Annotated in this window: 7 protein-coding genes, 4 tRNA genes, 2 rRNA genes and 1 pseudogene; all 14 read right to left on the bottom strand. The window is 47.2% G+C overall.

The window, feature by feature from the left end; genetic code table 11:
* Position 1: 1 nt before the first annotated feature.
* The 14 genes and pseudogenes from rpoB to FD967_RS00195 all read right to left on the bottom strand — a co-directional run bounded on the left by rpoB (position 2) and on the right by FD967_RS00195 (position 12,703).
* Positions 2-4,102, bottom strand: a complete 4,101-nt coding sequence (gene rpoB, locus FD967_RS00260; protein WP_215326122.1) for a DNA-directed RNA polymerase subunit beta — start codon at positions 4,100-4,102, stop codon at positions 2-4.
* Between the two features lie 226 nt (positions 4,103-4,328).
* Positions 4,329-4,703 (bottom strand): 50S ribosomal protein L7/L12, encoded by a 375-nt coding sequence (rplL, locus tag FD967_RS00255; RefSeq protein WP_011901893.1) that lies wholly within the window; start codon positions 4,701-4,703, stop codon positions 4,329-4,331.
* Positions 4,704-4,862: 159 nt separating this feature from the next.
* Positions 4,863-5,381, bottom strand: a pseudogene (gene rplJ, locus FD967_RS00250) (50S ribosomal protein L10); the annotation flags it as partial.
* A 235-nt stretch (positions 5,382-5,616) separates the two neighbouring features.
* Positions 5,617-6,318 (bottom strand): 50S ribosomal protein L1, encoded by a 702-nt coding sequence (rplA, locus tag FD967_RS00245; RefSeq protein WP_046329371.1) that lies wholly within the window; start codon positions 6,316-6,318, stop codon positions 5,617-5,619.
* Positions 6,319-6,320: 2 nt separating this feature from the next.
* On the bottom strand, positions 6,321-6,752 hold the full coding sequence (rplK, locus tag FD967_RS00240; protein WP_011901890.1) for a 50S ribosomal protein L11: 432 nt from the start codon (positions 6,750-6,752) through the stop codon (positions 6,321-6,323).
* Between the two features lie 156 nt (positions 6,753-6,908).
* Positions 6,909-7,481 (bottom strand): transcription termination/antitermination protein NusG, encoded by a 573-nt coding sequence (gene nusG, locus FD967_RS00235; RefSeq protein ID WP_215326120.1) that lies wholly within the window; start codon positions 7,479-7,481, stop codon positions 6,909-6,911.
* Between the two features lie 7 nt (positions 7,482-7,488).
* Positions 7,489-7,866 (bottom strand): preprotein translocase subunit SecE, encoded by a 378-nt coding sequence (gene secE / locus FD967_RS00230; RefSeq protein ID WP_215326118.1) that lies wholly within the window; start codon positions 7,864-7,866, stop codon positions 7,489-7,491.
* A gap of 20 nt (positions 7,867-7,886) precedes the next feature.
* Positions 7,887-7,962 (bottom strand) — tRNA-Trp (locus FD967_RS00225).
* A gap of 12 nt (positions 7,963-7,974) precedes the next feature.
* Positions 7,975-9,165 (bottom strand): elongation factor Tu, encoded by a 1,191-nt coding sequence (gene tuf / locus FD967_RS00220; protein ID WP_215326116.1) that lies wholly within the window; start codon positions 9,163-9,165, stop codon positions 7,975-7,977.
* 68 nt (positions 9,166-9,233) lie between these two features.
* A tRNA-Thr gene (locus FD967_RS00215) sits at positions 9,234-9,308 on the bottom strand.
* Positions 9,309-9,329: 21 nt separating this feature from the next.
* Positions 9,330-9,403: transfer RNA gene (locus FD967_RS00210), tRNA-Gly, on the bottom strand.
* Between the two features lie 7 nt (positions 9,404-9,410).
* Positions 9,411-9,495, bottom strand: a tRNA-Tyr gene (locus FD967_RS00205).
* 112 nt (positions 9,496-9,607) lie between these two features.
* Positions 9,608-9,721, bottom strand: a 5S ribosomal RNA gene (gene rrf / locus FD967_RS00200).
* A gap of 108 nt (positions 9,722-9,829) precedes the next feature.
* Positions 9,830-12,703 (bottom strand): 23S ribosomal RNA (locus FD967_RS00195).
* Positions 12,704-12,840: the final 137 nt, after the last annotated feature.

Raw genomic sequence — 12,840 nt, 5'->3', positions numbered from 1 at the left:
ATCAGTTGCGCTCCATGTCAATGTCAATACCCAACGAGCGGATTTCTTTTACCAACACGTTGAAGGATTCGGGCATGCCAGCATCAATTGTGTGCTCGCCCTTGACGATGTTTTCGTAAACCTTGGTACGGCCTGCGACGTCATCGGACTTCACTGTCAGCATTTCCTGCAAGACATATGAAGCACCGTATGCTTCGAGGGCCCAAACTTCCATCTCACCAAAGCGCTGACCACCAAACTGAGCTTTACCGCCCAGTGGCTGTTGCGTTACTAACGAGTAAGGTCCAGTTGAACGTGCGTGCATCTTGTCATCGACCAAGTGGTGGAGTTTCAAGACATGCATTACACCAACAGTTACAGGACGCTCAAACTGATCGCCAGTACGGCCGTCGCACAAAATCATTTGCTGACGTGAAGGCGTCATCTTCAAAGAAGTAGCCACTTCTTCTGGATAAGCCAACTCGAGCATGCGTCCGATTTCTGCTTCAGTAGCACCATCAAACACTGGAGTAGCGAATGGTAAGCCTTGACGTAAATTCTCAGCCAAAACGTTAATCTGCTCATCAGTGAAGTTATCGATATCCTCGATACGACCGGTTTCGTTGTAAAGCTGCTTCATGAACTTACGGAGTTCAGCTTGTTTGGCCTGTTGACGAACCATCTCATCAATACGCTTACCAATACCTTGAGCCGCCCAACCTAAGTGGGTTTCCAAGATCTGACCTACGTTCATACGGGAAGGAACGCCTAATGGGTTCAAGACGATGTCAACAGGGCGTCCGTCAGCCATAAATGGCATATCTTCCGCTGGGGCGATTTTAGAAACCACGCCCTTGTTACCGTGACGACCGGCCATCTTGTCACCAGGCTGCAAACGACGCTTAACAGCCAAGTACACCTTCACCATCTTCGTTACACCAGGCTGCAAATCATCGCCTTGGGTAAGCTTAGTGCGCTTCTCTTCGAAGGCCTCATCAAACTGCTTACGCTTCGCTTCGATAGAAGATTTGATTGCTTCAACTTGTGAGGCAACTTCATCATCTGCCGGACGAACATCAAACCAATGGTATTTATCCAAATCAGCAAGGTATTCCTTATCGATCTTGGTGCCTTTAGCTAACTTCTTCGGGCCGCCGTTAGCAACTTTGCCAACCAACAGCTTTTCTAAACGCATGAAGGCATCGCCCTCAACAATACGCAACTGGTCGTTTAAGTCCAAACGATAGCGTTGTAATTCTTCTTGAATAATTGCTTGTGCACGGGCATCGCGCTCAATACCTTCACGAGTGAAGACTTGAACGTCAATAACAGTACCAATCATTCCTGATGGAACACGCAAAGAAGTATCTTTAACGTCAGATGCTTTTTCACCGAAGATTGCACGCAGTAATTTCTCTTCTGGAGTGAGAGTAGTCTCGCCCTTTGGAGTTACTTTACCAACCAATACGTCGCCAGCTTCAACTTCAGCACCGATATAAACAATACCGCTCTCATCCAAGCGGGAGAGTTGTGACTCAGCCAGATTAGAGATATCGCGTGTAATTTCTTCTGAACCCAGCTTGGTATCACGAGCAACAACCGACAACTCTTCAATATGAATAGAGGTGTAACGGTCGTCAGCAACCACTTTTTCAGAGATCAAGATTGAGTCTTCAAAGTTGTAGCCGTTCCATGGCATAAATGCCACAGTCATGTTTTGACCCAAAGCCAATTCACCTAAATCGGTAGATGCGCCGTCAGCAACAACGTCACCACGAGCTACACGATCACCAGCCTGAACGATAGGACGTTGATTGATGTTGGTATTTTGGTTTGAACGGGTGTACTTGATGAGGTTGTAAATATCCACACCAACTTCACCAGCCGCTGTCTCGTCATCGTTTACACGAATCACGACACGGTTTGCGTCAACATAATCAACGATACCGCCGCGGGAAGCCAAAATAACAGTGCCTGAGTCAACCGCAACAATACGCTCTAAACCGGTACCAACCAATGGCTTATCTGGACGCAAGCAAGGAACCGCTTGACGTTGCATATTCGCACCCATCAACGCACGGTTCGCATCATCATGCTCCAAGAATGGAACCAATGAAGCAGCAGCAGAAACGATCTGGCTAGGAGCAACGTCGATGAAATCGATGCGCTCTGGGCTAACCATCATAGTCTCACCAGCTTGACGCGCTGAAACTAATTCATCGGCCAACTTACCGCTCTTGTCGATCGTTGCATTTGCCTGAGCAATCACGTATTTCGCTTCTTCAATCGCAGAGAGATAAACCACTTCGTCGCTTACTTTACTATTGGCAACTTTACGATACGGAGTCTCTAGGAAGCCATGCTCATTCAAACGCGCAAACAGCGCGAGTGAGTTGATTAGACCAATATTTGGTCCCTCTGGAGTTTCAATTGGGCATACACGTCCGTAGTGAGTAGGATGCACGTCGCGCACTTCGAAGCCTGCGCGCTCGCGTGTCAAACCACCAGGTCCCAATGCGGAAATACGACGCTTGTGCGTGATCTCTGACAATGGGTTTGTTTGATCCATAAACTGGGACAACTGTGAAGAACCAAAGAACTCACGAATTGCTGAAGAGATTGGCTTGCTGTTAATCAAATCATGCGGCATGAGGTTTTCAGTTTCGGCTTGGCCGAGACGTTCTTTAACCGCACGCTCAACGCGTGATAAACCTGCACGGAATTGATTCTCTGCCAATTCACCTACGCAACGTACACGACGATTGCCTAAGTGGTCGATGTCATCGACTTCGCCCTTGCCGTTACGCAAGTCAACCAAAGACTTAATGGTATCGAGGATATCTTCATCCGACAAAACCATCTTACCTTCCATCTCTGAACGACCGAGACGGCTGTTTACTTTCATACGACCAACGCGTGATAAATCGTAACTATCTTCGTTGTAGAACAGGCGCTGGAACAAAGCTTCAACAGCATCCTCTGTTGGAGGCTCACCAGGACGCATCATGCGATAGATGGCAATACGAGCAGCCATTTGATCTGCAGTTTCATCAGTACGCAATGTCTGTGAAATGTACGCACCAGAATCCAAATCATTGGTGTAGATGGTTTCCAATTGCTTAATGCCTGCATCGCGCAATGTAGCCAACAACTCTTCGGTGATTTCATCATTAGCGTAAGCCAAGATTTCACCGGAGTCTGGATCAATGATGTTACGTGCAACTACGCGGCCAACTAAATAGTCATCTGGAACAACGATATTCTTAGTCTTAGCAGCTTCGAGTTCACGAATATGCTTTGCATTGATACGCTTGTCTTTTTGAATGACGACTACGCCATTCTTATCAAGCACATCAAAGTTGGCCATTTGACCGCGCAAACGCTCCGGTACAAATTCCATTGATGCGCCATTGGCGCTCAATGAGAAATGATCAAAGTTAAAGAAGTTTGCAAGAATCTGCTCGTTGTTTAAACCGATTGCTTTGAGCAAAATGGTAACTGGCATCTTACGACGACGGTCAACGCGGAAATACAGAATATCTTTTGGATCAAACTCAAAATCGAGCCATGAACCACGGTAAGGAATGATGCGTGCTGAGAACAGCAACTTACCTGAGCTATGTGTCTTGCCCTTATCGTGTTCGAAGAACACGCCTGGGGAACGGTGTAACTGAGAAACGATAACGCGCTCAGTACCGTTAATAACAAACGAGCCGTTATCAGTCATGAGTGGAATTTCACCCATGTAGACTTCGCTCTCTTTTACCTCTTTAACCTTAGTAGGTGCTTCGCGATCATAAATAATTAAGCGAACTTTTGCACGTAAGGCTGAGTGATATGTGTAACCACGTTGTTGACATTCTTTAACGTCAAACGGTGGCTGTGACAACTGGTATGACACGTATTCCATACGTGCGTAGCCATTGTTGGACACAATTGGGAATGCTGATGTAAAGGCAGCTTGAAGTCCCTCTGTAAGACGAGACATTGCTGGCTTTTCAGCCTGTAAAAATTTAGCGTAGGATTCCAGCTGCGTTGCGATCAGGTATGGAACCTGATGATTGTTTACTCTCTTAGCAAAGCTTTTACGGACTCGCTTGCGTTCGGTGAAGCTGTAGTTCATTTCATCTCCGAATTCAGCGACTGTACAAAGATTTGGCGATTGGCCACTACCAATCACTGGCGGACAACACTAAATCGAAAGATCTAGTGTCCGACCAAACTTGCATTCTGCAGTCGTATCAGAAGGCAAACCCGATTTCAATCAGAAATGAAATCGGGTTTGACCACTAATGGTCAAACCCAACAGGGCTAGCACCCCCTTTTGAGAGGCACTAGCTTTGTTTGTATTACTTGAGTTCTGCTTTAGCGCCAGCTTCTTCAAGCTTCTTCTTAGCTTCTTCAGCTGTCTTCTTATCAACAGCTTCTTTGATTGGCTTTGGTGCGCCATCAACTAAGTCTTTAGCTTCTTTCAAGCCAAGGCCAGTGATTTCGCGAACAGCCTTAATTACTGAAACTTTATTTGCGCCAGCTTCGAGCAAGTTAACAGTAAATTCTGTTTGCTCTTCAGCAGCAGCACCACCAGCAGCGCCAGCAGGACCAGCAACAGCCATCGCTGCAGCTGAAACGCCAAATTTCTCTTCGAACGCCTTAACCAAGTCGTTCAAATCCATTACGGACATGCTACCTACTGCATCAATGATTTCTTCTTTAGTAATCGCCATTTTTAGCTCCTAATACTTAAATAGTTAATCTGTCGCTTATTCAGCGGCAGGGGTTTCAGGTGTTTCTGTTCCAGCTTCTGGGGCTGCTGCTGCAGGCTCAGCACTTGCTTCTGGAGCGGCGGCTTCAGCAACTACTTCTGCTGGGGCTGCTGCTACTTCTGCTACCGGTGCCGCAACTGGAGCAGGTGCTCCGGCTGATTTTTGCGCTGCTACTGCGCCCAATACGCGAGCCATCGCAGACACCGGTGCCAACATCACACCTAGCAACTGAGATAACAACTCGTCGCGGCTTGGAATAGACGCGAGGGATTTAACGCCCGCTACGTCCAACAACTTGCCGTTATATAAGCCAGCAGTAATGACCAGCTTGTCTTGAGTCTTAGCAAAGTTCTGCAATACTTTTGCCGAAGCAATCGGATCAGCAGAGATGCCATAGATCAAGGGGCCAACCATCGAATCAGCAAGAGGCTCAAACTGTGTGCCTTGTGCAGCACGGCGTGCCAATGTGTTCTTCAAAACGCGAAGATATACACCTTGGTCACGTGCGCTAGCACGTAGCTTTGTCAACTGCTCTACTGGAATACCACGGTATTCAGCGAGCACGACTGTTTGAGCTCCAGCCAATTGAGCGCCGACATCAGCAACAATCGCTTTTTTGTCTTGTACATTCAAAGGCACGGTTTAACTCCTAAAAAACCAACTGTTTCCAGTTGGGGTTACACACCAGCGTCTGATCATTTGTCACAAGAGAATCTTGTGAAATCTTTTCAGGGTCGCCATCTGCGCTGGCTATTACTTTCGTAACGATTAAGAATTAGTTCTGAGTAAGCAAATAATTCACCAACGGTCTTTGATGTTCGACTCTCACTCAAAGAGCGGGAGTCGACCCAAAGTTCTTTTTGCTACAAACGGATTACTGCGCCGCTTGTATCGATGCCTGGTCTACACGTACGCCTGCACCCATGGTGCTGCTTACGGCAACCTTCTTTAAATAAATACCCTTAGATGCAGGTGGCTTCGCTTTATTCAAAGCCTCAAGCAATGCGAGTAAGTTTGATTTCAATGCAGCTGGCTCGAATGAACGACGGCCAATACTTGCGTGCACGATACCGGCTTTGTCCACACGGAATTGCACTTGACCTGCTTTTGCATTCTTAACTGCAGTAGCAACGTCAGGAGTAACAGTTCCAACTTTTGGATTCGGCATCAAACCACGTGGGCCCAATACTTGACCTAAAGTACCAACGATCTTCATTGTGTCTGGGGATGCAATCAAAATATCGAAATCGATTTTGCCGCCTTTAATTTGGTCAGCAAGGTCTTCCATGCCAACGATCTCAGCACCAGCAGCTTTAGCTTGTTCAGCTTTTTCGCCTTGTGCAAATACCGCTACACGAACATGCTTACCTGTACCAGCTGGGAGCACAACTGCGCCACGCACAACTTGGTCAGATTTCTTAGCATCAATACCCAACTGAACTGCAACGTCGATAGACTCATCGAACTTGGCAGTTGCACACTCTTTAACGAGGTTCAATGCATCTTCTAATGCATAAAACTTATTGCGATCTACTTTAGATTCGATTGCTTTTAAACGCTTTGATAACTTAGTCATGATTAGAGACCTTCCACTGTGATGCCCATTGAACGGGCGCTACCAGCGATTGTTCTTACAGCAGCATCCATATCAGCAGCTGTCAAATCTGGCATTTTTGCTTTAGCAATTTCTTCTGCTTGAGCACGTGTAATTTTTCCTACCTTATCGGTATGCGGACGTGGTGATCCTTTTTCGATCTTTGCAGCCTTCTTAATCATGATGGTTGCTGGAGGAGTCTTCATGATGAAAGTGAAGCTCTTATCAGCAAACGCTGTAATCACGACAGGAATTGGAAGGCCAGGTTCCATGCTCTGAGTTTGAGCATTAAACGCCTTACAGAATTCCATAATATTGAGGCCGCGTTGACCCAATGCTGGACCTACGGGAGGTGATGGATTTGCTTTACCTGCAGGGATCTGCAGCTTGATAAAGCCAATGATCTTCTTTGCCATTGATTGCTCCTAAAAGCGCGCCTAACCTCATTAGGAAAGACCGCTGTTGAGTAAACGCTTCACTAGTTTTTGGCTTTCTAGATCCGCTCCTCGGTTATTGCTAACCACTTAAAACCACTACTTTTTGCTACAAAACACCCTTAAATAGGGTGCTTTTTACATCTTTTCTACTTGCCCGAACTCCAGCTCAACTGGGGTACCGCGGCCAAAAATTGTAACAGAAACGCGCAATCTTGACTTCTCATAGTTAACTTCTTCAATATTGCCGTTGAAGTCAACAAATGGGCCTTCTTTAACTCGCACGATCTCACCGACCTCAAATAAGGTCTTAGGCTTAGGCTTATCAACCCCAGCCTGCATTTGATCCATGATTTTGGATACTTCTGCTGTTGAAATCGGGCTTGGGCGGTTACGAACACCACCAACGAATCCAGTCACTTTTGGTGTATTTTTCACCAAATGCCAGCTTTCATCCGTCATTTCCATCTCAATCAGGACATATCCTGGGAAGAAACGACGCTCAGATACAGATTTAGTGCCAGACTTGATTTCTACAACCTCTTCGGATGGAACCAAGATACGACCAAATTTTTCTGGCATACCAGAGCGAGCAATGCGCTCTTCTAAGCCTCTTTTAACGCTTTTTTCCATGCCTGAATAAGCATGAATAACGTACCAGCGCATATTGCCAGTAGCCTGTGGGTTTGAGACTAATTCAGCATCAATCATTTTTCACTCACTTCCAGCCCAAAAAGACTGAAAAAACTAGCCATTCAATTAATTTGTCTGCAAGCCACAAAAACATGGACATGATCACGACAAAGCCAAATACGACTAGAGTCATTTGAGTCGTCTCTTTGCGAGTCGGCCAAACAACCTTTTTTACTTCATACCAAGAGTCTTTAGCGTAGGCGATAAAACGACGCCCATCCGCTGACAACGCCACAATCAAAACTGCAACTGCAATGCCGCCAAACAAAACAGCTAAACGAACCAATAGAGATTGGTCCGCCAACGTGTAGTAAAGAACTAACGCTGCAACGACGATTAAAGCAGCGAGTCCAGAGACCCAGCTGCTCTTTTCTTCAGAGTGACTTGCTGTTTGTTGAGACATATAACTTTCAGTTTAAATCGTGGCAGGGGCGGAGGGCATCGAACCCCCAACCTTTGGTTTTGGAGACCAACGCTCTGCCAATTGAGCTACACCCCTTTATTAAATGAATTAAGCCAAAATCTTCGCAACCACACCGGCGCCAACAGTACGGCCACCTTCACGGATCGCAAAACGTAAACCTTCTTCCATCGCGATTGGCGCGATGAGCTTGACGGTAATAGTCACGTTATCACCAGGCATCACCATTTCTTTGTCTTTTGGCAACTCGATTGAACCAGTTACGTCCGTAGTGCGGAAGTAAAACTGTGGACGATAGTTGTTAAAGAATGGCGTATGACGACCACCTTCATCTTTACCCAAGATGTAAACCTCGGCTGTAAAGTGAGTATGTGGGGTGATTGAACCTGGCTTAGCCAATACTTGGCCGCGCTCAACTTCTTCACGTTTTGTACCGCGTAACAAGATACCAACGTTATCGCCTGCTTGACCTTGGTCGAGCAATTTGCGGAACATTTCAACACCAGTACAAGTAGTCTTCAGTGTTGGCTTGATACCAATGATTTCAATCTCTTCACCAACTTTAACGATACCGCGCTCGATACGGCCTGTAACAACAGTACCGCGACCGGAGATAGAGAACACGTCCTCTACTGGCATCAAGAAGGCACCGTCAATAGCACGCTCTGGAGTTGGGATATAGGTATCTAATGCTTCAGCCAATTTCATGATGGCTTCTTTACCCAATGGGCCTTCGTCGCCTTCAAGAGCTAACTTAGCAGAACCTTGAACGATTGGTGTGTCATCGCCTGGGAAGTCGTACTTAGACAGAAGTTCACGAACCTCCATTTCAACTAACTCGAGCAATTCAGCATCATCAACCATGTCGCACTTGTTCAAAAATACGATGATGTATGGAACACCTACTTGGCGTGCCAAGAGGATGTGCTCACGAGTTTGTGGCATTGGGCCGTCAGCTGCAGAGCAAACCAAAATAGCGCCGTCCATCTGAGCAGCACCAGTAATCATGTTCTTGACGTAGTCAGCATGTCCTGGGCAATCGACGTGAGCATAGTGACGATTTGCAGTCTCATACTCAACGTGTGCTGTATTAATCGTAATACCACGTGCTTTTTCTTCTGGAGCGGCATCGATCTGATCGTATGCTTTTGCTTCGCCACCAAATTGCTTAGAAAGCACGGTTGCAATTGCTGCTGTCAATGTGGTTTTACCGTGGTCAACGTGACCAATGGTGCCAACGTTTACGTGCGGTTTTGTCCGCTCAAACTTTTCTTTTGCCATTTTTTTGTCTGCCTTTAGTTAACTCTTAAACCAACACACGAAATTAAATTTTTTTACTACACAAGCCATGGTGCCCATGGGCAGGATCGAACTGCCGACCTCTCCCTTACCAAGGGAGTGCTCTACCACTGAGCCACATGGGCAAATACAAATACCGTTAAAACTGGAGCGGGATAAGAGAATCGAACTCTTGACCGAAGATTGGAAATCTGCTGTTTTACCATTAAACTAATCCCGCACATCTCTGGTGGAGGGGGTAGGATTCGAACCTACGTAGGCATAGCCAACAGATTTACAGTCTGCCTCCTTTAGCCGCTCGGACACCCCTCCGCGAACCCAATATTTTGACTCCTAATGGAGTTATTGTCAATCTCTTAAACCTCAAAACGCTTCGCACAAGTAAAAACGCCCAGACCTAAGAGGGTCTGGGCGTCGCATTGGTGCCCGGCAGTTACCTACTTTCACACGGGTAATCCGCACTATCATCGGCGTAAAGTCGTTTCACTGTCCTGTTCGGGATGGGAAGGAGTGGTTCCAACTTGCTATGGTCACCGGGCGTAGAGGGTCGAGTTGCTGATAAATCATCAACAACTCTATTTGAGTAAGCATGTAATTAGGATGCAGATTAAATCTGGCAAACATCCAACACAATAGTGCTGGTTATAGGATCAAGCCTAACGGGCAATTAGTATCAGTTAGCTTAACGCATTACTGCGCTTCCACACCTGACCTATCAACGTTGTGGTCTTCAACGACCCTTTATGTAGGTTAAACCTACGGGAGATCTCATCTTCAGGCAAGTTTCCCGCTTAGATGCTTTCAGCGGTTATCTCTTCCGTACATAGCTACCCTGCGATGCTTCTGGCGAAACAACAGGTACACCAGCGGTACGTCCACTCCGGTCCTCTCGTACTAGGAGCAGCCCCCGTCAAATCTCCAACGCCCATGGCAGATAGGGACCAAACTGTCTCACGACGTTTTAAACCCAGCTCACGTACCTCTTTAAATGGCGAACAGCCATACCCTTGGGACCGGCTACAGCCCCAGGATGAGATGAGCCGACATCGAGGTGCCAAACACCGCCGTCGATATGAACTCTTGGGCGGTATCAGCCTGTTATCCCCAGAGTACCTTTTATCCGTTGAGCGATGGCCCTTCCATACAGAACCACCGGATCACTATGACCTGCTTTCGCACCTGCTCGACTTGTCGGTCTCGCAGTTAAGCACGCTTTTGCCATTGCACTTTAGGTACGATGTCCGACCGTACCAAGCGTACCTTCGTACTCCTCCGTTACACTTTGGGAGGAGACCGCCCCAGTCAAACTGCCTACCATGCACTGTTCCCGACCCAGATAATGGGCCAAGGTTAGAACCTCAAACAAACCAGGGTGGTATTTCAAGGTTGGCTCCAGCGGAACTAGCATCCCGCTTTCAACGCCTCCCACCTATCCTACACAGACCGGTTCAAAGTCCAATGCAAAGCTACAGTAAAGGTTCATGGGGTCTTTCCGTCTAGCCACGGGTAGATTGCATCATCACAAACATTTCAACTTCGCTGAGTCTCAGGAGGAGACAGTGTGGCCATCGTTACGCCATTCGTGCAGGTCGGAACTTACCCGACAAGGAATTTCGCTACCTTAGGACCGTTATAGTTACGGCCGCCGTTTACTGGGACTTCAATCAAGAGCTTGCACCCCATCATTTAATCTTCCAGCACCGGGCAGGCGTCACACCCTATACGTCCACTTTCGTGTTTGCAGAGTGCTGTGTTTTTATTAAACAGTCGCAGCCACCTTTTTATTGCAACCCTTTCGTCCTCCCCTTGTACAGGGTCAAACTACCAGGGCGCACCTTATCCCGAAGTTACGGTGCAAATTTGCCGAGTTCCTTCTCCTGAGTTCTCTCAAGCGCCTTAGAATACTCATCTCGCCCACCTGTGTCGGTTTGCGGTACGGTCTTGTTAGACTGAAGCTTAGAGGCTTTTCTTGGAACCACTTCCAATTGCTTCGCGAATAAATTCGCTCGTCTCACGCCCTTGAATTACGCTACCGGATTTACCTAATAGCCATCTCCAACGCAAGAACCGGGACATCCAACACCCGGACAACTTTCCGCGATCCGTCCCCCCATCGCATCTAACAATGGTCAAGGAATATTAACCTTGTTCCCATCAGCTACGCATCTCTGCCTCGCCTTAGGGGCCGACTCACCCTGTTCCGATGAACGTTGAACAGGAAACCTTGGGCTTACGGCGAGGGGGCTTTTCACCCCCTTTATCGCTACTCATGTCAGCATTCGCACTTCTGATACCTCCAGCATCCTTTACAAGACACCTTCACAGGCTTACAGAACGCTCTCCTACCATCACATTACTGTGATCCGCAGCTTCGGTTATATGCTTAGCCCCGTTACATCTTCCGCGCAGGACGACTCGATCAGTGAGCTATTACGCTTTCTTTAAAGGATGGCTGCTTCTAAGCCAACCTCCTGACTGTTTTAGCCTTCCCACTTCGTTTCCCACTTAGCATATATTAGGGACCTTAGCTGGCGGTCTGGGTTGTTTCCCTCTTGACACCGGACGTTAGCACCCGATGTCTGTCTCCCGTGATTGCACTTGTAGGTATTCGGAGTTTGCTATGGCGCAGTAATCCGCAATGGACCCCACTACCATGACAGTGCTCTACCCCCTACAGTGATACACGAGGCACTACCTAAATAGTTTTCGGAGAGAACCAGCTATTTCCAGTTTTGTTTAGCCTTTCACCCCTATCCACAGCTCATCCCCTAACTTTTCAACGTTAGTGGGTTCGGTCCTCCAGTACGTGTTACCGCACCTTCAACCTGGCCATGGATAGATCAACTGGTTTCGGGTCTACACCCAGCAACTAGCGCCCTATTCGGACTCGCTTTCGCTACGCCTTCCCTATTCGGTTAAGCTTGCTACTGAATGTAAGTCGCTGACCCATTATACAAAAGGTACGCAGTCACCCCTTACGAGGCTCCTACTGTTTGTATGCACACAATTTCAGGATCTATTTCACTCCCCTCCCGGGGTTCTTTTCGCCTTTCCCTCACGGTACTTGTTCACTATCGGTCGATTACGAGTATTTAGCCTTGGAGGATGGTCCCCCCATATTCAGACAGGATTTCACGTGTCCCGCCCTACTTGTCTCTAGCCTAGTACCACCCAATAATTTTCACATACGGGACTATCACCCTTTATTGTCGGACTTTCCATTCCGTTCTGTTAATTACTGAGCTATCACTAGAAGGCTGTTCCCATTTCGCTCGCCACTACTCTGGGAATCTCGGTTGATGTCTTTTCCTCTTGCTACTTAGATGTTTCAGTTCACAAGGTTCGCTTCTCATACCCTATGTATTCAGGTATGGATACCACAAAAGTGGTGGGTTTCCCCATTCAGAAATCCCCGGATCAAAGCTTATTTACCAGCTCCCCGGGGCTTATCGCAGGTTATAACGTCTTTCGTCGCCTGTAATCGCCAAGGCATCCATCATGTGCACTTATTCACTTGATCCTATAACGAGCACCATTGCTAGTACCTGTTACAGGTTTACTTCTACTTCTGACATGTTTGCCGTAATCCAAACTGTAAGTACTTGTTAAAGAACTTGGTAAAACTCGTTTGTATTACTGATTGATGATTCAATCTTT

It is taken from the genome of Polynucleobacter sp. JS-Mosq-20-D10, from assembly GCF_018687755.1.
In the GTDB taxonomy this organism is placed as follows: Bacteria; Pseudomonadota; Gammaproteobacteria; order Burkholderiales; family Burkholderiaceae; genus Polynucleobacter.
Note: the sequence above shows the minus strand (reverse complement) of the source record. Positions and strands in the feature narration are given on the sequence as shown.

Excerpts from the sequence above, each read along its gene's own strand:
- rpoB (WP_215326122.1), bottom strand. The coding sequence starts at position 4,102 with ATGAACTACAGCTTCACCGAACGCAAGCGAGTCCGTAAAAGCTTTGCT.
- rplL (WP_011901893.1), bottom strand. The coding sequence starts at position 4,703 with ATGGCGATTACTAAAGAAGAAATCATTGATGCAGTAGGTAGCATGTCC.
- rplA (WP_046329371.1), bottom strand. The coding sequence starts at position 6,318 with ATGACTAAGTTATCAAAGCGTTTAAAAGCAATCGAATCTAAAGTAGAT.
- rplK (WP_011901890.1), bottom strand. The coding sequence starts at position 6,752 with ATGGCAAAGAAGATCATTGGCTTTATCAAGCTGCAGATCCCTGCAGGT.
- nusG (WP_215326120.1), bottom strand. The coding sequence starts at position 7,481 with ATGATTGATGCTGAATTAGTCTCAAACCCACAGGCTACTGGCAATATG.
- secE (WP_215326118.1), bottom strand. The coding sequence starts at position 7,866 with ATGTCTCAACAAACAGCAAGTCACTCTGAAGAAAAGAGCAGCTGGGTC.
- tuf (WP_215326116.1), bottom strand. The coding sequence starts at position 9,165 with ATGGCAAAAGAAAAGTTTGAGCGGACAAAACCGCACGTAAACGTTGGC.